The organism is Ectothiorhodospiraceae bacterium BW-2 (assembly GCA_008375315.1).
Taxonomy (GTDB): domain Bacteria; phylum Pseudomonadota; class Gammaproteobacteria; order Thiohalomonadales; family Thiohalomonadaceae; genus BW-2.
This window is the reverse complement of record CP032507.1, coordinates 2,592,203-2,613,769: the sequence shown is the minus strand read 5'-3', so window position 1 is coordinate 2,613,769 and position 21,567 is coordinate 2,592,203. Positions and strand designations below refer to the sequence as shown.

Genomic DNA, 21,567 nt, shown 5'->3' with positions numbered 1-21,567 from the left:
CCCTAGCAAAAGCAGTTATCATGCCAAAAAGAGAGTCAGGAGGCATTGCCACACCATAGTCACCCCGAACCATTTGCGGTATGATGCGCCAACAGCGAGGATGGATGCGCTTCTCTACCAAACATTTAGATACTTTAAGAATGAACATTATCAATGCCTAACTCGATTCGCAATAAAATTGTGGCGGTGATTCTGCTCACCATCACACTGGTATTGCTGCTCTTTAGCGGCCTGTTTCTGCTCGCTATCGACTCCCTCTACCATCAAGGTAACCAATATAACCTTAACCAGACTGGTCAGCGGGTGGTGCGGGCGTTAGAGGAGTATCAGCAGCGGCTACAAAAACTGAACTACATCATCTCTCACCACCACGAGGTAGTCGCTCTGGGTCGAGGGGCGATGAACCATACCCTCTCTGAGGACGAAAAGAGGCGAATTACCGCCGCTCTAGGGGATGATCTAGCACCAACGCTGCTATGGCAGATGAGGCTGCTCACCCCCGCAAAAGAGCCTCTACTGCAACTTAAACGCCACCCTAACGGCAAGCTAGTGGCCCCTTTTGCAGCCGAGATCCCCACCCTGCCGCTAGCCACGGAGGGGCACGATTTACGCCTAGTCAGCGAGGGTGGAGAGCTCTATACCGAACAGATGAGTGAGATTCGTGATCCTCTCCATCACAACACTCTAGCCTGGCTCCATCTACGCCAGCCCTTAGATCAGCAAAAGTTGCAACAACTAGCACAAAATGCCGCTGCGAAACTGCTGCTCTACAGCCAGCAACCGCTCACACCGATACCTGACGGCTTTGCCCTGACGGCCACGGAGATAGCGCAGCAACTCACCCAAAGCGCCAATTTATTGACATATCAGCCGCTCTCCCCACAAAACGCCCCACTGACGCTCACCCTACTGCCGCCAGAGCGCCCCACTATCGCCGCCGTTGCGCTCCAGCTCGGTGGTAACTCCCTCCCCGACTCTGGCGGCGTGCTGCTACTGATCGACAGCGGCCTCTCGGAGCTAACGGCGCAGCTAAATCGCTTCTCGCTCACCATTTTGGCTATTTTAGTGACCTGTGTCGCCATTATCGTACCGTTAGTACTCCATCTAAGCCAACGCTGGATTAATCGCCCCCTGCAACACCTAACCGAGCAGACCAACCAGTTCTGCCAAGGCTCACTAACACCGATTGAGCCCTATTCGCGCGATGAGGAGATTATCCAACTAACCCGCGCTTACAATCGTATTATCGCCACTATCGCCGATCGGGAGCGCGATCTGCGCGATAAACAGCAGCAGCTACAGAGTGTCATTAATAACGCCCCAGCTATCATCTATATTAAGGAGTTACTCGGCCACTATCAGGTGGTCAATCCGGCCTTTTTACAGCTATTTAACAAGCGCTTTGAAGAGGTGGTGTACCACAGCGATGCCGAGATCTTCGGCAATGACAACAACACCATCTCTCGTAACGACATTCGCCTGCTACACACCCTAGAACCGGCCTCATTCGATGAGGAGTTGACCATTGAGGGACGCCACTACTGCTTCCATACCATCAAGTTCCCACTCTATAACGATGAGGAGATCCCCTATGCTATCTGTTCGATGTCGATCGATATTACCGATAGACGCAAAACCGAGCACGATCTCCACCTAGCACGCAAGGTTGTCGAAAGCGCCAGCGAGGCGATCCTAGTTACCGATGTCAACGGCAATATTCAAGATGTGAACCACGCCTACGAGCTAATCACCGGCTATCAGCGCGATGAGGTGCTCGGTAAAAATCCCAGCGTCGGCAATTCGGGGCTACACGATAAGGCATTTTATACCGAGATGTGGCAGCAGATTACCCAAGGTGATCACTGGAGCGGTGAGATTATGGATCGGCGCAAAAATGGCGAGATCTATCCCAAATGGCTCTCCATCACCACCGTGCGCAATGAGCAGGGGGAGATTCTCAACTTTGTCGGAATCTTCTCCGATATTACCGAACAAAAACGATCCCGCGCCCGCCTACAGCAGCTCGCCTACTACGATCCACTCACCCAACTCCCTAACCGGCAGCTCTTCTACGAGCGACTAGAGCAGGAGATTAAACACTGTCAAAAGAGCGGCCTGAAGACCACGCTCATGATGATCGATCTCGACCACTTTAAAAATATTAACGACTCGCTCGGCCACAGCAGCGGCGATGAGCTGTTAAAAAAGGTGGCTAGCGCCATGAAGCAGCAGCTACGGGATGTCGATACATTAGCTCACCCCGGCGGCGATGAGTTTACCCTAATTCTGAGCGAAAGCGGCGATAACCTCTACGATGTCGGTATTATCGCCCAAGAGCTGCTCGATACGGTCAACACGCCACTGACACTCAATGGCGGCCACCATTTGCAAATTAGCGCCAGTATCGGTATCGCCATCTACCCCACCGATGGGCAGGATATCGAAACTTTAACTAAAAATGCCGATATGGCACTCTACAAAGCCAAAGATAGCGGCCGCAACAACTATCAGTTCTTCTCCCGCGATCTACAGGAGAACCTGCACCATAAGATCGCCCTTGAAAGTGAGCTGCGTCAAGCATTGCAGCAGCAAGAGTTTGTGCTCTACTACCAGCCGAAACTCGATCTACACACCGATCGCATCCTCTCGGCTGAGGCGCTACTGCGCTGGAACCACCCGACCAAAGGGTTAGTGCCGCCGAATCAGTTTATTCCACTCTTAGAGCAGAGCGGCCTAATTATCCCCGCCGGTGAGTGGATTTTACAGCAGGCCGCCCGCGATGCACTCCAGTTCAGCCAAGCCTTAGGGTATGATTTTCGAATTGCAGTCAACCTTGCGGCTAGCCAGTTTCAGCAGCACGATCTTATTGAGCAGATGATCCATCTTATTGGCGAGGTGGCTGCCGATAGCCATCTGATCGAGCTAGAGATTACCGAAAGTATGGTCATGGAGAGTATCGACTCGGTCATTCAGAAGATGACTAGGCTGCGCGACCAGGGCTATACCCTGACCATTGATGACTTTGGTACCGGCTACTCATCACTCAACTATCTGAAAAAATTTCCGATTCACACCCTTAAAATCGACCAGTCATTTGTACGCGATCTTGAGGTTGACTCTGCCGATGCGGCGATTGTTAAGGCGATTATCTCCATGGCTCAGAGCCTCGGCCTACATGTGGTCGCTGAAGGGGTCGAGACTAGCGAACAGCTACGCTTTTTACAACAGCATCAGTGTAACCAGATTCAGGGCTATCTACTCAGCCGCCCGCTACCCTACCGCGAACTGCTTGAGAAGCTACACCACTATAACCAGCTCGGCTACTGCTACCGCACCCTCATCGAGCCTGAGCAGAGCAGTTAACTCAATATCTCCCCGTTATTGCCGCTGTGTAACTATCATCTAACGCCAACAACCAGAGGAGCAAAACCAAGATAGTGTTTGCAATCTATACCACCGAAGGTCGGCGTTTTCGTGACACCCTTGAGGCGCTCTATCGCGTCAAAAAGCCACGAGACGCGACCCAAAATCCACAAAATGTAGCCGAGCTGATAGAACGCAATCAGCTCAAGCAGCGTCAAAATCGTATGTCTGACCAAGCCATTGCTAGTTATAAAGATGCCATTAAGCAGCCGCCACGCGAACCGGTCTATCATGTCTATCAAATTATGTCTTCACCGGTGATTTCGGTCAAACCCACCACCTCGCTAGAGCAGACAGGAGAGCTATTTCAGCGCCATGAGATACGGCAGTTACCGGTTATGGATGTCTATCATAAACTGGTCGGGATTTTAACTCGCCACCAGTGCCAGCGGGCGCTGCTAAACCGTCAATTAAACGGTCGTGGCGATTGGGTCGAGGAGATTATGACCCAAGAGGTTGTTAGCGCCGATCCGATTACCGATATTCGTCGTATCGTACGAATAATGCTCGACTACCACTTAAACGCTCTGCCGGTGGTCGATGAACAGGATGAGCTGGTCGGCATCGTCTCGCGCAAAGATATTCTGCGCACAGTGATGAATGAACCACCGCTGCGCCTGTTTGCCTGAACTAAAAAAAGGCGATACCGCCGCTCTCTTGCTGCTCACTATCATGACTCTGGCGCAGCAGCTCCTCGAGCTCAGGAGGGGGTTGACGCAGCTCATTAATTAACCTAAATATCCCCTGATTATTTTGACTTAACCTATCCATCTGCTGGTTAATTTTGCCATTAAAGAGATCGATTAGATCATTTAGCTTATCCTCCTCATCCATCGTTAACGATGTGACACCGAGCGACAAAATCGCCTCTTTTAGCGAGATATTCATCTCCTGAAACAGATCGTAAATCCTATCCTTCACCTCACCATTATCAGACTCTAACCGCTGTACCTGCTCTAGCAGCGAATTTTCGGTCACAATCGCCTTCATGCTCGCATTTAAGCCATCCATTAAGATGGCAATAATATCAAGCTTATCGGTCGCATTACGCACCAGCAGCGAAGCGTACTGCCAGTTAAACAGCGCTCGGCCATGTCCGAACGAGTAGATGCGATCAAAACTCTCCGCCATCTCTAAAATCTCCCGCTCCAGCCGACTAATCGACCCGTTATCGGCACGAATTTGGTGATCATCGGGCAGCAGCAGCTTTAGCGCACAGCCGATACCTAGCTCCCGTGTGGTACGAAAAAAGAGGGTGAAGAGATCATTGAGATCGTGGCAGAAGAGCCCCGCCTGCATAAAGCGGCTCACACTCTGTAGATTAGAGGACTCCTGTTGCAGATCCATAATCAGCGAATAGCTCTGCTGTAGCTCCTGCTGTAGCCTATGACGCTCGCCCTGTAGCTGCAGCATCTTTTCAACCTTGGCAATCAGTTCACTGCTATCGGGCGGCTTGCCAATATAGTCGTTGCCGCCGGCACCGAAGGCCTGCATCCTATCCTCCAGCGCGACCATATTGGAGATAAAGATAACCGGCACCTCCCGAGAGACCTCACGCTGGCGTAGCTGGCGACAGGTCTCGTAGCCATCCATCCCCTCCATATTGATATCGAGCAGAATCAACTTGGGGGCAAACTGCTCGACCTCAGCGAGCGCCTCCTCACCACTAGCGACGACCTTGAGCCGATACGACTTGAGCAGCGCCTGTAGCATCCCCTGAAACATCAGATCATCATCAACGATTAAGATCTTCTCCTCGGCCATACTCTCTCCTGTTATACTTTACCGACATCAGAATCTGGATGAATCATACCAACCTTATCCCTCATCGCCAACGATATTATCCCTATGGTCATTATTGCACAGCTACTTACCCTACTACTACTAGCCGCCATTACCCTCACTGAGATCGAGACGCCACTACAGCTCGGACTAATCGTGCTCATTCAGCTCCCATGGCTGATCTGGCTGTGGCGCCTCTCCCCTCCCCAACCGGCTCCTCCCCACGCCGAAGCTATCTGGCAACCGCTGATAAGGGCGGTGCCGTTTCGGATCTATTGGAAAGATCGTCACGGCACCCTGCTCGGCTGTAACGCCCTTGCCGCTACTGACTTCGGCTTTAATGATCCGGCTCAAGTAGCCGGCCTGCATGAGAGTCAGATATTTCCCCACCCCAGTGAGTTTAACTCAGGTGATCTCAATGTGCTGCAACATGGACAGACCCTAAGCAATATCATCGAACCACGCCACTGCGCCGATGGCTCCACCCTATGGGTTGAGTTTAGCAAAACCCCCCTAACCGATAGCCACGGCGAGATCTACGGCCTGCTCTGCCTCTATCGCGATATTAGCGAGGATCTCAAGATTCAGTCCGAACTAACCGAGTATCGAGTTAACCTACACAAAATGGTCGATGATCGCAGCGCGCTGCTCTCCGCCGTCGCCTACTGTGCCGAAAAGCTGCTCGAAGAGAGCGACTGGATGATCCATATCGAAGATGTACTCCACTACCTCGCCCTCTCTGCCAAGGCGACCCGCGTCTATCTCTACCAAATTCCCTCTGGGATGCCCCCCCCCGAACAGCTCAAGCTAATCGCCTGCTGGAATAGCGATCGGAGCCGTACCGAACCGCTCCTCTACCATATACGCCGCGAGCCGGAGTGGAGTGAGCTATGGCAGCAGTGGCACCGCCAGCTACAGCAATACCACTGCATCAAAGGCAGTCTCAGCGAATTTACCGCCATCGAACAGCAGTTACTACAACGGAGCGACATTCGCCAGCTCAACATTATTCCGATCTTCAGCAACACCCGCCTCTGGGGCGTCTTGGGGCTGGAGCAGCAGCAGCAGCTCCATCGCTGGAGCGACTCGGATCATATCGCCCTCACCACCACCGCCAACCTCATAGGAGCCGCCATCTACCGCACTCGGCTCGATCAGCTACAGCAGGAGTTGACGATGGAGAACCAACTCATGATTCGTAACATGGGACTCGGCATCGCCCTCATTCAACAAAACACTATCCAACGCACCAACCAGCGTGCCGCCGAACTGCTCGGCTACAGCGAAGCGGAGCTAATGCAGCTCCCATTATGCCACCTCTTCGGTGGCAACATAGCGTTTAAGCGACTACAGATCAAAATTCGCCGCTGCTTTGCCACCAACGGCGTCTGGCGCAGCGAAGAGCTACTCCACTGTCGGGATCAAAAGACCGTCCCCTGCCGACTAGTCGGACGCTTAATCGATAGTCGAACCGCAGAGAAGGGCTCCATCTGGGCGTTAGACGACATTAGCGCCGAAAAGGCTGCGGCTCAGGAGTTAGAGCAGGCAAAACTAGCCGCAGAGAGTGCTAATCGTACCAAAAGTGACTTTCTTGCCCGCATGAGCCACGAAATTCGCACCCCGATGAACGGTATTTTAGGGATGTTAAACCTATTACAACGAACCGAACTCGACCACGAACAGCGCCACTTTGCCGACACCATCCACACCTCCGGCGTCACCCTTTTAGCGATTATTAACGATATTCTCGACTTTAGCAAAATTGAGGCGGGCAAGTTTACCCTCACCAGCGCCCCCTACTCACCCCAACAACTACTACAACAGGTCGCCGAGCTATTTCAGGGGCGTCTGACCCAGTCGAATCTAACGCTAAAGCTCTCACTCGATCCGAACCTACCCGACACACTCCATGGCGATGCCAATCGCATTCGGCAAATTCTCTACAACCTGCTCGGCAACGCGATTAAATTTACCCCAGCGGGAAAGAGAATAGAGCTCAAAGGGAGACTGATCGACACACGACAAGAGGCCAAGGCGACTCACTACCAGCTCCAGTTGGAAGTTATCGACGAGGGGATAGGCATTAGTGTCGAGGATCAGCGCCACCTATTCGACTCCTTCTACCAAGTCATTAACGATCACCAGTGGCACAGCAACCACGGCACCGGCTTAGGTCTAGCGATTGCCAAATCGCTAGTTGAGATGATGCAAGGGGAGATCGGCGTCGAAAGTGCGCCAAATCGAGGCTCCCGCTTCTGGTTTACCCTGATCCAACCCCAAGCAACTGAGGCCCCCCAACCACTCTCACCTCCCGCCTCATTGCCACAAAAGCACCTGCCTCAATTTAGCCAAGCACAGCTACTCATTGCCGAAGATAACGAAGTCATTCAAGATGTGATTCGCCACACACTGCCACTATTTGGCTGCCAATTTACCCTAGTTGAAGATGGCCTAAAAGCGGTTGAGCACTACCAAATGCACTCAGAACCCTTTGATCTAATCCTAATGGATATCAATATGCCCCACCTAGATGGCTATCAGGCGAGCCGTCAAATTCGGGCCATTGAGCAGCAGCAGCAGCGCCCCCACACCCCGATCGCCGCCCTCACCGCCCACGCCATTAGCGGCACCGAAGAGGCGTGTCGCGAGGCAGGAATGGACGATTTTTTGAGCAAACCGTTCGAACTAGAGCAGCTCTCCACCCTACTACAGCGCTGGCTAACGCCTACCACGGCCCCCGCCAGCCAGCCCCCCTCCCCCCCGACACCAGCAGAGGAGCCTCAACACCCCATCGAGACCGCCTCCCCACCCCCCCCAACCATTCGCCAAGAGAAGCTCCAACCACTGTTACAGCTACAGCAGATGGGTAACCCTGGCCTGCTAGAGCAGATGGTAGGCCACTTTATCCAGCAAGGGGAGGAGACTCTACAGCGACTGCAACAGGCAAGAGAGCAGCACGATAGCGAACAGGTCAGAAAGATGGCGCACAAACTCAAATCCTCTAGCGCTACCCTCGGTGCGGAGCGACTCGCCGAGTTCTGTCTCACCATCGAGCTCTCGGCGCGTCAACAAGAGATCGATACGACCACCATTGACGCCCTCCTCGACCACTATCCACAAGTGGTTACAGCACTGCGACAGCTACTGTAACTACCGAACTCATAACACTATTCTCCCCCGCAGCCATCGTAACGCTAACCCGATCCCCCCCCTCGGCAGCAGTTTTAGTTGAAACTTAAACTCAACCGAGTATAATCGCACCGCTTCGGGGTGTAGCTCAGCCTGGTAGAGCGCTGTCTTCGGGAGGCAGAAGTCGGAGGTTCAAATCCTCTCATCCCGACCAAAATCGTATTGCAGGAGAGCTGTCCGAGCGGTTGAAGGAGCACGCCTGGAAAGTGTGTATAGGCTAACCGCCTATCGAGGGTTCGAATCCCTCGCTCTCCGCCAGTTAAATTGCATAAACCACTGATTATCAACAATAAAAAATAAACTAAATTTAATTATCCCACCACTTGGATTCAGTCACAATGTTGTGGTGGGACAATAAATCAGCCCTCCCTGGCTCGCTTATCCTTAATAACGAATCGTCACATTCGGCACCATCCCCTTAGCAATAGCGGTAATCACAGCTCTGGCACACCGTTCATCAACCCCTGCATCCATCAAATCAGCTAAAATCATGCGATGAACAGTAGCAGCATGGGTTAAGTCTGCCGCTTTGGCCTGTTCATCGATGGCCTGGCGTGGGGTGCCGTGGCGCTCGTCTATTGCTATAACCCCACAAAAAGCACCTGAAGCCATAACACACCCCCAAGCGGACACCACCCTGCTGCCCTCCTTAAATAATCAATTAAAAATGGCAGGGGGTGTGGTGTGGTTCAGGCCGTACCTCCGGTGACAGGCGGTACGGGCGCAGGGAAAGCAGTGAGAGTGGGTAGACTGGCTGATGTGGTAGGTGCCGAAGGCAACGGTGTAGCCGGTAGAGCCGTTACATGGTGAGCAGAACAGGGTGACAGCGGCAGCTAAATCTCATACGATTAGCGGACTAACCTACCTGGAGAGCTAAACTATGCAACCTATCCGACAAATCTATGATGATGCCCCTGCCTCAATCCCCATACCGGAAGATTTACAGCATCAACGGATAGAGCTGATTATTTGGCCACTATCCAATGACACCTCTATCGGGACGGATAAAGAGAGTAGCGAATTTGAACGCCGCAGGGTAGATCGCGTTATTACACTTTCACGCGAAGAGCGCAATGAGCGGCGCTAACTTTATCGACACCAACATTTGGGTCTATGCCCACCTAGATGCCCCGGCAGATGAACGCTCATCTAAGGCGTGGGACTTTACCCAACAGTGCCAGAATAGGGTGATAAGTGCCCAAGTCTGTGCTGAATACTTTAACACCATGCGCCGCAATGGTGAGGATGAAGCGACGATTGGCCGCAATATTGAACGAATGCTGCAGCGTTGCCGGGTTCAGTCGATGGATAGCACCACGATTCGCCGGACACAGCACATCCGCAATCGTTACGGCTTCTCTATTTGGGATAGCCAGGTTGCTGCGGCAGCGCTACAAGCCGGTTGCACTACCCTCTACAGTGAGGATATGCAGCATGGGCAGTGGGTTGAGTCTCTGGTGATTATTAATCCGTTGTTAGTGGGCTAAGGTAACTCTACCTGGCAAGGCGCAGGCCGATGCTGTGGTTGCGGAGGCCTGGCGAGAAGGACATGCGATTAACGCAACGCAGGCGGCTGGCGTCGCTGCTCCAGCTACCACCACGATTGCCCCGGAGGGAGGCGCTCGATGGGCCGGTAGGGTTGTTACGACTATGGTTGCTATAAGCCCTGCCGCTATACCAATCCTGCACCCACTCCCATACATTACCACTCATATCGTACAGACCAAAGTCGTTGGGCTTAAAAGAACCAACTGGTACCGTTTTTTTGCTATAACCATCATTTAGCCAACCATGCGCCTCATTTCCATTTGCATGGCGACCACTTGGGTTATTACCCCAATAGTATTTAGTCGTCGTCCCTCCCCGCACAGCACAGCATCGCGCGGGCATCGTTAACCGGGTTATTAAGGGGTGATGCGCTATAGTCACTATTACCGATCACCAGTGCAGTACGGTTTTGGCTCCATGCGGGCATGGTGCAGAGCAGGATTAACAGCAGAGTAAGATGGCGCATGAGGACTCCTTCGGGCTTGTCTGTGGTTTATGCTACCCTATCTCGGCTCAATGGTTCAAGATTTGGAGTACCTGCAAGATGCCTACAACTGCGCTACGGTGTTTACCGGTAGCTGGCAGAAGTGGCAGCCGAGGGCTGAGGGAGTGGCCGTTTTTTAGGGTTTAGGTGGGATTTAGGCTGGACAGGGGATGCGGGGTTGATATACTCATTGAGGTTAGCCGTGATTGATCAGCGGTTTCTGCTGATCCTGCAAAAACCGGAGTTAACCCGTTAGGAAATCGCGGTTTTAGCCATCAGGATGAGGAAATGGGCGGGTTTGTTTAGTAACTTGTTATGAACAACCAACGATAAGGAGAAAATATGGGCACTAATTTGCTTCCACAATTCATAAGAGATAATTACGAAATTCATGAATGGAAGCACGCTTGCGCTATCCTTAAAGAAGATTTTCCGAATGAATGGGATGATATTGTTTCTGTATTAACTGACTTTCGGTTGAAGAAAAGCTGGATAACTAAATCAGGTGGTAGAAAATCTCAGGTATCCGCATATATTGATGGCTATTTATATAATAAAAATTGGGAAGAATAAGGAATTTAAAACAAAGGTTGTTGTTGATGATGTATCTACGGATACCCCAACCCATAAAATTGACTGTCTGAAAAATCGTGTAGCTCTTGAAATTGAATGGAATAATAAAGACCCTTTCTACGATAGAGACCTTAATAACTTTCGTTTGTTATTTGATCTTCGGGCGATAAGCGTCGGTGTTATAATTACAAGGTGTGATGAGCTACAAGAAATTTTCAATGATCTTGGAAGAGGCTCATCCTATGGAGCATCAACAACTCATATGAGCAAATTACTGCCAAGAATTGAAGGTGGCGGAGGTGCTGGCTGCCCAATTCTGGTAATCGGTATTACAAAACAGTTATATATCGAGGATGAATAGCCATGAGTGCATCAGATGACTTACTGAACGAGGTTGGAACGAGAAAATTCTCAACAGTCTTAGCTGATCCACCTTGGCAATTTCAAAACCGTACTGGAAAAATGGCACCAGAGCATAAACGATTATCTCGTTATCCAACAATGACATTACAGGAAATTAAAGACCTACCTGTAGAAGCAATTGCAGAAGATACCGCACACCTTTATCTTTGGGTTCCTAATGCACTGTTAGCAGAAGGAATGCAGGTCATGGAGCACTGGGGCTTTACCTATAAAACCAACTTAATTTGGTACAAGGTTAGAAAAGATGGTGGCCCTGATCGTAGGGGAGTAGGATTCTACTTCCGTAATGTCACAGAAATGATTTTATTCGGTGTCCGAGGTAAAAACGCACGCACTTTGCAACCAGGCCGAAGTCAAGAAAACATAATATCTTCCCGTAAAAGAGAGCACAGTAGAAAACCAGATGAGCAGTATGAAATAATTGAGTCATGTAGCTGGGGGCCACGTATTGAGCTATTTGCTCGAGGTTCAAGAAAAGGTTGGTTTAGCTGGGGAAACCAAGCTGACGAATACACTCCTGATTGGGATACATATTCAAATCATTCTCAATCAAATGTAATTCCAATAAAAAAAGCCAGAACTGGCTGATGAGGTTCATAGATGTCAATTCCACTGCGCTCCATACCAGCTGATGAACTTGGTCGTTACCGCCCAGCCCGCCACTCCCAAGGCCGCTGCTGCCCCCCATCAACCGCCCAAATCCCTAATTTAGCCGTCCGAGCCTCCCTCTCAGCCGCAAAATAGGCAGCATCACTACAATAACGCCCATAAACCGCCGCCCTCCCCGCCCGCACCATAGCCAAATTAACACTCTGACCGGTAGCATCAAACAGCTCCGCCACCACCCGCCCATAGCGGTCGGTGGTATGGCGTTTTAAGGTGATCTCACTGCCGATAATGGCTCTCAGGTGATCCCGACTCTGCTCGCCCCACGGCTTCTGCCCTATTTCGGGGGTATCAATGCAGTCAATACCTTCGCCAAAATTATTCATGCTAGGCAGCCTTAGGTATCTGATTAATACGGCCTCTATTAGCCGCCTGCTGAATAATTTGGTCAATAATAACCGCATCCGGCATTTCTGGAAGCAATTTTAAAGCTTCCAAGACATATTGGCGCCCTCTGAACTCCGCTTTGAGATCGTTCACACTGAAGTCTGGACACTCTTCACGCATGGACTGGCGTAATATATAAGAGAGGTTAACCATCAGCATCGCAAGATTAGCACTGTTGTAAACTGGTGTTTGTTTGACGGCCATAAAATCTTCCAGTCCCCAGTACTGCTTGGCATCCCGAAAATTGAACTCAATTTGGAATCTGAGTCGGTAGTAGTCAACCAACTTCTCATAGCCTAATTCGATATCACTGCTGATATGTTTTTTTACCCGATTTCGTGACCACAACCTCATCCGCAGCCATCACCCATTCTGTATCCTCTCCTGAAAGATGACTCTGAAACAGCGACCAATTCAGTTGCGGCCAATTAATCGTGCTATGAAAAAAACGCTGAAGTGTACGATAGCTCCCCCCTCGACCGCTCCAGCGGGAAAGTCCCAACATGGTGACTCGGCCTGTCATCGACAGCATCGCTTCAGCGATTCGAACTAAACGACGCTGATTTGTTTTTCCTAACTCGTAGCTTAAACAGGTTAAAAGTAGCATAATGTCTGGCATGGGCTGGGGCTCCGGTGTTCGCTTGTTGTTTCGTCACTTAAGCTTATCACCTTAGCCCCTCGCCCTCCTCATTTTTTTGGCGAAGGTATTGAGAAATGCCGGATGCGGTTATTATTGACCAAATTATTCAGCAGGCGGCTAATAGAGGCCGTATTAATCAGATACCTAAGGCTGCCTAGCATGAATAATTTTGGCGAAGGTATTGTTTATACCCTGGTTTTTTTGTTCAAGCTACAAAACCAAACCCCTACGCAACCGCAATATGAGGAAGTGGGTATTGGCGCGTTTGCACTCTTGCCTAGCCAGACTGAGTACGGTTATTCCGGTCACCAGTGGTTGCTAGAGTTCTTGCAAGCCCAAATTGGCACAGCACTGAATACACAAACAGGGCAAGGCAATGAGGCTATGTATCCAGTGGCCGGCATGGCGGAAAGGCTCTACATACAAGAAGCTGCACGCATACCATATTACGGCATGCGCCAAGTGCTGTACCCTGATTTGACTATGACAGTGGCATTAGGTAGCCAACGAGGCCGTAATAATGGCTACTTTGAAAAATTTGAGCAAGGCATAGCGCAGTGGTATCACTTGCCGCAAAGTACATTTTTGCAGAAATTTAAGCAACATATCGCCGAGGAAATTCGCTATTTAGCGTTAGCGCTTACCTCTGACACCCAAAGTTCAACCAAGCAAATTGACAAACTTTGGCCGGTTAAGCGAGTCACAGTGTTACCACGCTATGCCATTACCGAAGATCAAGCGGGTAAGAAATCAGGCTCGGCTGATTTGTATTATTTATTTGAGCTAGGCAAACCGCTCTCGCTGCAAACGCCAGTGACCAATGTGCCACATCGCCCAATGAAAAACTCGATGAAACTCACAACCTTAACTCGCCTAGAGAGCGTCACTAAGTTTACTGAGGTTGAAAAAGTGTACGAAGAGGCAATGGTGACTTTTTTTTAACCACTGGTCTTAAATTGCTTGACAGCTTCCGCCTGCACTAGCTGATAATATAGCTTGCCTCGGCTATAGCGTCGTTAAGCCCCGTGGCAAGGGGGAACAGACTCTGCTACCTGGCCATTTTGTTGCGGCTCGGCGCGTTGATTAGTGGAGACAACCTATAGCCGGTTATTCAAAGATGGCAAATAATTTTCTGTTAATGGGTAACCAAGAACATTGTTGTATCATTATGCATAGAAGCAAATTAGAGGTAACACTATAATGGCCCGCATTCATTTTATCGGCGGAGAAAAGGGTGGTATAGGAAAATCAGTCCTAGCCAGAGCTTTAGCCCAATACTATTTAGATCGAGATAAGCCCTTTAGTGCTTTTGATGGTGATTTATCACATGGGGCATTGATTCGATATTACGCTGACTACGCTCAACCTGTTGATATCAGCCACTTCGAGAGCGCAGATAAAATCATCGAGGTGACCGTAGAGCATGGGTGCGATGTGATTGTGGATTTGGCGGCACAGTCTTCCCGAAACATTGACCAATGGATGTCTGAGTCAGGACTTATGGAAATAACCAAAGAAATCGACATAGTGACCACTTTCTGGCATGTCATGGACGATGGCACTGACGCTATTCGTCTTTTAGAAAAGACACTTAACAGCTATCAATCAGCTCCGGAATACATACTCGTTCGCAACCGGGGTTGTGGTAGCGACTTCACCCCTTTTGAAAAGTCTGAAGCAAAAATCAAGGCAGATTCATTCGGTGCAAAAATAATTGACTTACCCAAACTACACGCTAGTGCAATGCGTAAAATCGATCGTATTGGGGCCAGCTTATGGGCGGCCGCCAATAACAAAGACGAAGCGGTGGGACCAACACTAGGATTGTTGGAGCGACAGCGCGTCAAAGTTTGGTTGAACAAAACCTATGCCGAGTTCGATCGGGTATTAACTTAATCGACCTTGTTCATCGTTTCATCAGCAGGCACAGGGGCCTGCCCCTACGGCGATATGGTAATTCATCCCAATTGACCCGATGTGTGGTTGCGTAGGGGCACCCCCCTGTGGGTGCCCTATCTTGGCTCGTTCAACTCTCCCAATTGCGGGTGCAGTCGAGCATGCTCCAAATTTTATCCATCCCGTTCAACCCATCGTTTAGCATCATCTCCAGCGGTACTTTGCGCCGAAACAGCTTGTTTTTATTGCGAATCCAGAAACGGGGCATATTAGGATTCATAGGAAACAGCACATCAAGCGACTCCTGAATCCCAAGAATATGTTTAGCACGATCGATCACCCTCTCGTCATCAGGGATCGGCTTACTGCCCTGACGCAACTGGGTCAGATAGCGCGGTTTTGTCTCATCCGGTAGCCCCAGCAGGACGATCTGATCGCTCTCCCTAATATGCCAGCGCGAGAGAATATCGGTAACTAACTGCGCAAGCTGCGTACGCTCTTGAAGGGTAAGTTCCATAAGGTGGCCTCTGTGGTGGTTAGGTTAGATTGGATTGGATTGGCTGGCCACCATACCTTACCTGACTAAATTAGTCAAATATAGCCCCCAACGCCGCAATAATCGCCTCGGAACTCGCATTAGCGGCCAACACGATCGCCTCTGCGGCAAAACCGAGCTGCCGCGCCTGCTGCACCATCCCCTCACTGATAACCACCAGTGGTCTCTTCAGTCGATGTTGATACTTTAGGGGCGGAACTAGCTGCACAAGATTTTGCAGCACCTCCCCGCTAGTCACAACCACAGCCGCTATCTGCTGCCACTGCACCTCGCTCAAAGGGGGGAGCTCTGAGGCGGTCGGCAGACGCCGACGATAGACCTCAAGGTAGTTAACCTCGGCGCCGCGCTGTTTTAGCTGCTGAGACAGCCACTCTCGCCCCCCCTCCCCTCGCACAATGGTGACCGACTCGCCCGCAATCGCCTCCGGCTGTAACGGTGGTAGCTGTAGCGCCGCTTCGCTGTTATAGGGGGGGGGAGCGGTGATAGGCTCCCTGCCGGTCGCAGCAGTTAAAGCGGCCGCCGTCGCCCGACCGATGGCAATACTCCTGAGCGCGACTAACTGCGGATAGCGCGGCAGAGCGAACCGAACCGCATTAGCGCTAATATAGATCACCCACTGCGAGCTATCGCTCAGATGCGGCGGCGTTTGAGCCGGCTCGATCACCATGACCGGCCACGCCATCGCCGCCCACCCAGCTCGATGAAGCTGCGCCACCAGCGCCGTCGCCCCCGGTTCGGGGCGGGCCACCAAAATCGTGCCCCTATCGTTCAGAGATAGCCTCTCCGAGACCGACCGCCCGCAGCAGCCTATCCGCCCCCCGCGCGAGTAAATCTTCGGCCAGTATCCGACCTAACTCCTCCCCCTCTTCGGGACGACCGCTAATATCGCCCCGAACCACTTCACTGCCATCTACCGCCGCCACTAGGCCTTGTAGCAGAATCACCCCATGATCGATCTCAGCATACCCCCCTATCGGCACCTGACACCCCCCCTCCAGGCGCTGGTTCATCGCCCGCTCCGCTAGCACCCGCTGTGCGGTCGGGTGATCATTTAAGGGGGCGAGTAGCCGCCGAACTCTCTCATCCTCAGCGCGACACTCAATCCCGACCGCCCCCTGACCGACAGCGGGTAGCAGTGTCGTAATCGGCACTAGCTCGGCGATGCGGTGCGCTAGCGCCAGCCGTTTTAAGCCGGCAGCGGCCAGAATAATCGCCTGATAGTGACCCTCATCCAACTTTCGCAGTCGGGTCTGCACATTACCGCGCAGAAAGTTAATCTGTAGATCGGGGCGGTAGTGGAGTAACTGCGCCTGTCGCCGCAGACTAGAGGTACCGACGATGGCCCCTTGTGGTAGCGCATCTAGCGACCCAAACTCGGTCGAGACAAGGGCATCACGCGGATCTTCGCGAGCACAGATCACCGCTAGCTCAAGCCCCTCTGGCAGCTCCATCGGCACATCTTTCATCGAATGTACCGCAATATCGGCCTCTCCTGCTAGCATCGCCTCCTCTAGCTCTTTGACAAACAGCCCCTTGCCGCCCATTTTAGCTAGCGGGGTATCGAGAATTTTATCCCCCCGCGACTTTATCTTCACTAGCTCCACCTTAAGATCGCCATGGCAGTGCCGTAGCGCTGCGGCGACAAACTCCGCCTGCCATAGCGCTAACAGGCTATCTCGGGTCGCTACTTTAACTATTTGTGTCACACACCTGCTCCTGCATCGGGGTATCGTTCAATCAGCGTGAGGGTAACCCCCCTAGGGGGGTACCACTCTATCAAAGTCGCGCTCACCACTTCAACGCCGGCGCGAACTAAAAGATCAATTATGGTGACGGCTTCAAGCTGTTCGCAGCCGGGGGCGAGCGGGATAAGGACGCTTGCCATAGCGGATCTCTCCTCTGTTGAGTCTCAATTAAGCGGGAAGTGGCCACCAGCTCGATGCCCAAATAGTCTAGCAGCGGCAGTAACTGCTTTAGCGCTGCTGTTGTCTGCGGATAGGTGTGGCCGATAGCGATAGCGCTCCCCTCACGGGCAAGATGGGCGATTAGACGCATAAACTGCTGCGTTATCGCCCCCTCGGTCGGGGTGTGGTCAAGAAAGATATTGCGTCGGGTTGAGGCGATCTGGTGCCGTTTTGCACTCAGCAGAGCGACCGTATCGGCGGTGGTGCGACTATCGATAAAGTAGAGCTGCGGCCTAAGTTGGGCGAGTAGCTGCATAAACTGCTCCATACTCGCCTCACTACTGGTCAAGCGGCTACCCATATGGTTATTGACCCCACGGGCGTATGGAACCGAGCGTAGATTCTGCTGTAGGGTGTTGAGCATCGTGGTGCGATCCATCGCGCTATCGATCCCCCCCGGCCCCATCCGTTTGCCGTTGAGCGCCTCCATCGGCTGGTGCAGCATCACCTCTTTATTGGAGCAGTGGGCCAATATTGCCAGCGCTTCGGCGTGGGGGGTGTGTGGCAGTATCGCATAGGTCAACGCCCCCGGTAGCCCGATCGCCTGCTGACCCTCACGCAGATTATCGCCTAAATCGTCGATAATAATCGCCACCTGTGGTCGGTGTGATAGCTGGCGCAGCTGCTGCAACAGCTGCGGCTGTAATAGCTGCTCAACAGAGGGCAGGTTGGTGCCGTGCGCGACCGCTAAGGTAGATAGCCAGAGGCTAACTAGCAGTACAACGAAGAGGTAGCTCACGAGAGGCGCTATAAGCTAGCAGCTCTCCAGCTCACTATTGCACGGCAACAGGTGGCCCTGATTACGCAGAATCTGCAAGCCTCGTAGCAGGGTGAGCGCCTCATGTAGCACAAAATCTTTTCGCGCTAAATCGGTCTCTTTGGCGATCTTCGCCTCTTTGCTCTGCTCTCTGGCCTTCAGATCCTTCTCGTCACCGTTTTCGAGATGGCCACTAAGACTCGCCTCGCTTAAACGATCTAGTTTCTGCTCCGACTCCGCCTCATCGGCTTCAATGCGCAGCGGTCGTACCAAAATATCGGGCTCAATCCCCAGCGCCTGAATCGAGCGGCCAGAGGGGGTGTAGTAGCGGGCGGTAGTGATTTTGACCGCCGATTGGTTACTCATCGGATAGATAGTCTGCACCGATCCCTTGCCAAAACTGGTATCGCCCATAATCACCGCCCGTTTGTGATCTTGCAGCGCTCCGGCAACAATTTCGGAGGCGGAGGCAGAGCCGCCATTAATGAGCACGACCATCGGCACCCCGTTGAGAATATCGCCCGGTTTGGCGCTAAACTGTAGTTTCGATCCCTCCTCTCGCCCTTCGGTATAGACAATCAGCCCGCGATGCAAAAAGGCGTCGGAGACCCCCACCGCAGCCGTTAACACGCCACCTGGGTTATTGCGTAGATCGAGTACTAGCCCCCGCAGCTCACTCTCGCTCTGCTGTTTAAGCTCGGCTAGCTTCTCCCGTATCTGCTCGGCGGTGCGGGTCTGGAAGTTGGTTATCCGTATGTAGCCAAAACCCTCATCGAGCAGACGGCTCTTGACACTGGTCACCTTAATGACATCACGGGTAATGGTAATTGAGAGCGGTTTCTGCTCCCCCTCCCGTACAATTGTCAGGACAATATCGGTACCCGGCTTGCCGCGCATCATCTTCACCGCCTCCGAGAGGCTCATCCCCTTCACCGGCGTCTCATCAAGACGAATCACGACATCACCGGCCTGCACTCCCGCCCGCTCCGCTGGTGTATCATCAATCGGTGAGACGACTTTAACGAAGCCATCCTCCATCGTCACTTCGATACCGAGCCCGCCAAACTCGCCGCTAGTACCGACCTGCAGCTCTTTAAACTCTTCGGTATTGAGGTAGGCGGAGTGGGGATCGAGTCCTGCTAACATGCCACGAATCGCCCCCTCAATCAGCTCTTTATCTTCAGGAGGTTCAACATAGTTCTGTTTCACTTTGGCAAAAATTTCACTAAAGGCGCGTAGCTCCTCCAGCGGTAGATGGCCACTAAGGCTGCTCTCACTTCTGTCGGCCAGAACGGTAGTCCCTACGGTTAACACCGTGCCGATTAAGATACCCAGCATAAGTGGCAAAAGGTGGCGAATGGATCGTATCATTGAAATCAACTGCTCCCAATTTGGCTAATCTGTTAACTAATCGCCAGTGTACCGTGTTTCGGCAGAGGGATAAAGACGAAAGCGATACTCATTAAAAATCTGTTAAAATGGCGATGACTATTTAGCGACGATTTATCCACGATTAACTGTAAGAGAACTCACTGTGATTCAAACTGCCATGAGCGCTACCGAACGGCGCGTAGCAACCCTCCTCGCCGCTGTTTACGCCATTCGTATGGTAGGCCTGTTTATGCTGCTGCCGCTGTTAGCGCTATTTGCCGCTGAGAGGGAGCACGCTACCTCGCTACTCATCGGCCTAGCTATCGGCAGCTACGGTCTGACTCAGGCGCTGCTACAGATCCCGTTTGGTATCGCCTCAGACCGTTTTGGTCGTAAGCCTTTGATTATTCTCGGACTGTTGCTGTTTGCTAGCGGTAGCCTTGTCGCCGCTTGGTCAAGCTCTATCGAGATGTTAATCGTTGGCCGCGCCCTACAGGGAGCCGGCGCGATCGCCGCTGTCATTATGGCGCTCATGTCTGATCTTATCGCCGATGAGCACCGCACTAAGGCGATGGCGCTAATCGGCACCACCATCGGCATTGCCTTTATTGTCGCGATGGTCGCTGGGCCGCTACTGAGCCGTTTTATCGGTATTGCGGGGCTGTTTCATCTTACCGCGCTGCTAGCTGCAGTCGGCATGGTGATTGTCTGGTGGGCGGTGCCGACCCCTCCTAGACAGCGATTTCATCACGATACCGAGGTCGAACCCGCTCGACTATGGCAGATTATGAGTGACAGAGAGCTGTTTCGGCTAAATAGTGGCGCTTTTGTGCTCCATTTTGTCCTCACGGCCACCTTTGTCACCCTGCCGCTACGGCTGGTTTCGGGGGGGTTGGCCGGCAGTGATCACTGGCAGCTCTATGGGATTATCCTGCCGCTGGCGATGGCCGTCACGATCCCGTTTATTATTATGGCCGAGAAGCGCCGCCGATTACGAGGCAGCTTTATCGCGGCTATCGCTGTGATACTGCTAAGCCAGATCGGTCTAGGCGTCGTCGATAATCAGCTCGTTCTGCTAGGGGGGCTGCTAGGGCTCTTTTTTGCCGCGTTTAATCTGCTAGAGGCGACGCTGCCCTCGCTAGTGAGCAAATTTACCCCCCCTGCGAGCAAGGGGAGTGCCATGGGCGTTTTTGCGAGTAGTCAATTCTTTGGTGCCTTCTGCGGGGGCCTCATTGGTGGACTACTGCACCACCATTTCGCCGATCACGGTCTCTTTTGGGCGACCACCCTACCGCTACTGTTATGGCTACTGCTAGCTCGGGGAATGGCTGAACCGCCCTATATCAGCAGTTTAATTCTCCATGTCGGCCCGCTCTCAGTCGCAAAGGCCGATCTGCTACGCCAACAGCTACTTGAGCTAGAGGGGGTCGTTGAGGCTGAAGTCGATGGCAGCGATGAGAGTGCCTATCTTAAAATTGATCGTAAACAGATCGATGAGGCGGCCTTAGAGCGCAAAGTTTTTGAATTTACCCCGTAGATGTAGCATAATCCCCCGCTTGTCTTGTATCCGCGCCCTTAAAATCGGTTGGTGCACGACTCTCCCCCTCCCTCCCTAACTGTTAATTTGAACCAAGTTTATTTATTTAAGGTATGGCAAAAGAAGAAGGCATTGAGATGGAAGGTACCGTCATTGAGACGCTACCTAATACCACATTTCGGGTTGAACTGGAGAATGGCCATGTAGTCACAGCCCATATCTCCGGCAAGATGCGTAAACACTACATTCGGATTCTGACCGGTGACAAGGTTACCGTCCAGATGACCCCCTACGATCTCTCTAAGGGGCGGATCACTTTCCGTTCCCGTTAAACTGTTAAGAGCTCTCAACGGAGAGTAGCGCTGTGCTAC

19 protein-coding genes, 2 tRNA genes and 4 pseudogenes are annotated in these 21,567 nt (G+C 52.0%); 13 read left to right on the top strand and 12 right to left on the bottom strand.

The genetic code is table 11. The annotated features are described in order from the left end of the window. Positions 1 to 153 precede the first annotated feature (153 nt). Both D5085_12560 and D5085_12555 read left to right on the top strand, forming a co-directional pair. The gene (locus tag D5085_12560; GenBank protein QEP43876.1) at positions 154 to 3,363 is read left to right on the top strand and encodes an EAL domain-containing protein; all 3,210 of its coding nucleotides are present in this window, start codon (positions 154 to 156) and stop codon (positions 3,361 to 3,363) included. A 74-nt stretch (positions 3,364 to 3,437) separates the two neighbouring features. Then, the gene (locus tag D5085_12555; GenBank protein ID QEP43875.1) at positions 3,438 to 4,052 is read left to right on the top strand and encodes a CBS domain-containing protein; all 615 of its coding nucleotides are present in this window, start codon (positions 3,438 to 3,440) and stop codon (positions 4,050 to 4,052) included. A 1-nt stretch (position 4,053) separates the two neighbouring features. Here D5085_12555 and D5085_12550 read toward each other — a convergent pair whose 3' ends face one another. Then, entirely contained in the window at positions 4,054 to 5,187 is a 1,134-nt protein-coding gene (locus D5085_12550) for a response regulator (GenBank protein ID QEP43874.1), read from the bottom strand. Positions 5,188 to 5,271: 84 nt separating this feature from the next. Between D5085_12550 and D5085_12545 the strand changes: the two genes are divergently transcribed. The 3 genes from D5085_12545 (at position 5,272) to D5085_12535 (ending at position 8,652) form a co-directional block, all read left to right on the top strand. Continuing rightward, positions 5,272 to 8,355 (top strand): response regulator, encoded by a 3,084-nt coding sequence (locus D5085_12545; protein QEP43873.1) that lies wholly within the window; start codon positions 5,272 to 5,274, stop codon positions 8,353 to 8,355. 116 nt (positions 8,356 to 8,471) lie between these two features. Next, positions 8,472 to 8,548: transfer RNA gene (locus tag D5085_12540), tRNA-Pro, on the top strand. Positions 8,549 to 8,561: 13 nt separating this feature from the next. Further along, a tRNA-Ser gene (locus D5085_12535) sits at positions 8,562 to 8,652 on the top strand. A gap of 126 nt (positions 8,653 to 8,778) precedes the next feature. Here the strand turns inward: D5085_12535 and D5085_12530 are convergent. Further along, a complete protein-coding gene (locus D5085_12530) occupies positions 8,779 to 9,006 on the bottom strand; it encodes a hypothetical protein (protein QEP43872.1) in 228 nt (75 codons plus the stop codon). 268 nt (positions 9,007 to 9,274) lie between these two features. On the opposite strand from D5085_12530, the gene D5085_12525 reads away from it, so the two are divergent. Together D5085_12525 and D5085_12520 are read left to right on the top strand one after the other, a co-directional pair. Continuing rightward, a complete protein-coding gene (locus tag D5085_12525; GenBank protein QEP43871.1) occupies positions 9,275 to 9,481 on the top strand; it encodes a hypothetical protein in 207 nt (68 codons plus the stop codon). Further along, complete coding sequence (locus tag D5085_12520) at positions 9,468 to 9,881, top strand: PIN domain-containing protein (GenBank protein QEP43870.1); 414 nt, start codon at positions 9,468 to 9,470, stop codon at positions 9,879 to 9,881. Before D5085_12525 ends, D5085_12520 begins: the two co-directional genes overlap by 14 nt. Positions 9,882 to 9,888: 7 nt before the next feature. Here the strand turns inward: D5085_12520 and D5085_12515 are convergent, their stop codons facing one another. Further along, positions 9,889 to 10,284: a formylglycine-generating enzyme family protein gene (locus tag D5085_12515; GenBank protein QEP43869.1), complete on the bottom strand. Its 396-nt coding sequence runs from the start codon at positions 10,282 to 10,284 to the stop codon at positions 9,889 to 9,891. Next, complete coding sequence (locus D5085_12510) at positions 10,241 to 10,408, bottom strand: hypothetical protein (protein QEP43868.1); 168 nt, start codon at positions 10,406 to 10,408, stop codon at positions 10,241 to 10,243. The genes D5085_12515 and D5085_12510 overlap by 44 nt, the downstream gene beginning before the upstream one ends. Positions 10,409 to 10,768: 360 nt before the next feature. On the opposite strand from D5085_12510, the pseudogene D5085_12505 reads away from it, so the two are divergent. Next, positions 10,769 to 11,360: pseudogene (locus D5085_12505) on the top strand (restriction endonuclease). Between the two features lie 2 nt (positions 11,361 to 11,362). Then, complete coding sequence (locus D5085_12500) at positions 11,363 to 12,010, top strand: S-adenosylmethionine-binding protein (GenBank protein ID QEP43867.1); 648 nt, start codon at positions 11,363 to 11,365, stop codon at positions 12,008 to 12,010. A 56-nt stretch (positions 12,011 to 12,066) separates the two neighbouring features. Here the strand turns inward: D5085_12500 and D5085_12495 are convergent, their stop codons facing one another. Both D5085_12495 and D5085_12490 read right to left on the bottom strand, forming a co-directional pair. Further along, complete coding sequence (locus tag D5085_12495; protein ID QEP45154.1) at positions 12,067 to 12,492, bottom strand: thermonuclease family protein; 426 nt, start codon at positions 12,490 to 12,492, stop codon at positions 12,067 to 12,069. Next, positions 12,416 to 13,094: pseudogene (locus D5085_12490) on the bottom strand (hypothetical protein). The gene D5085_12495 and the pseudogene D5085_12490 overlap by 77 nt, the downstream one beginning before the upstream one ends. Before the next feature lie 200 nt (positions 13,095 to 13,294). Here D5085_12490 and D5085_12485 point away from each other — a divergent pair. Further along, a pseudogene (locus D5085_12485) lies at positions 13,295 to 14,057 on the top strand (hypothetical protein). Positions 14,058 to 14,315: 258 nt separating this feature from the next. Then, entirely contained in the window at positions 14,316 to 15,011 is a 696-nt protein-coding gene (locus tag D5085_12480) for a mobilization protein (protein ID QEP43866.1), read from the top strand. Between the two features lie 130 nt (positions 15,012 to 15,141). On the opposite strand, the gene D5085_12475 is transcribed toward D5085_12480, so the two are convergent. From D5085_12475 to D5085_12450, 6 genes and pseudogenes are all read right to left on the bottom strand, one after another. Next, positions 15,142 to 15,528: a DUF2384 domain-containing protein gene (locus D5085_12475; GenBank protein QEP43865.1), complete on the bottom strand. Its 387-nt coding sequence runs from the start codon at positions 15,526 to 15,528 to the stop codon at positions 15,142 to 15,144. 70 nt (positions 15,529 to 15,598) lie between these two features. After that, the gene (locus D5085_12470; GenBank protein ID QEP43864.1) at positions 15,599 to 16,318 is read right to left on the bottom strand and encodes a uroporphyrinogen-III synthase; all 720 of its coding nucleotides are present in this window, start codon (positions 16,316 to 16,318) and stop codon (positions 15,599 to 15,601) included. A gap of 10 nt (positions 16,319 to 16,328) precedes the next feature. Continuing rightward, complete coding sequence (locus tag D5085_12465; protein ID QEP43863.1) at positions 16,329 to 17,273, bottom strand: hydroxymethylbilane synthase; 945 nt, start codon at positions 17,271 to 17,273, stop codon at positions 16,329 to 16,331. A gap of 71 nt (positions 17,274 to 17,344) precedes the next feature. Further along, a pseudogene (locus D5085_12460) lies at positions 17,345 to 17,452 on the bottom strand (DJ-1 family protein). Next, positions 17,392 to 18,282 (bottom strand): divergent polysaccharide deacetylase family protein, encoded by an 891-nt coding sequence (locus D5085_12455; protein ID QEP43862.1) that lies wholly within the window; start codon positions 18,280 to 18,282, stop codon positions 17,392 to 17,394. Before D5085_12455 ends, D5085_12460 begins: the two are co-directional and overlap by 61 nt. 3 nt (positions 18,283 to 18,285) lie before the next feature. Continuing rightward, on the bottom strand, positions 18,286 to 19,659 hold the full coding sequence (locus D5085_12450) for a S41 family peptidase (protein QEP43861.1): 1,374 nt from the start codon (positions 19,657 to 19,659) through the stop codon (positions 18,286 to 18,288). A gap of 178 nt (positions 19,660 to 19,837) precedes the next feature. Between D5085_12450 and D5085_12445 the strand changes: the two genes are divergently transcribed. Then, positions 19,838 to 21,196, top strand: coding sequence for an MFS transporter (locus tag D5085_12445; protein QEP45153.1), 1,359 nt, complete (start codon positions 19,838 to 19,840; stop codon positions 21,194 to 21,196). A 113-nt stretch (positions 21,197 to 21,309) separates the two neighbouring features. After that, on the top strand, positions 21,310 to 21,528 hold the full coding sequence (locus D5085_12440) for a translation initiation factor IF-1 (GenBank protein QEP43860.1): 219 nt from the start codon (positions 21,310 to 21,312) through the stop codon (positions 21,526 to 21,528). The last annotated feature ends 39 nt before the right edge of the window (positions 21,529 to 21,567 follow it).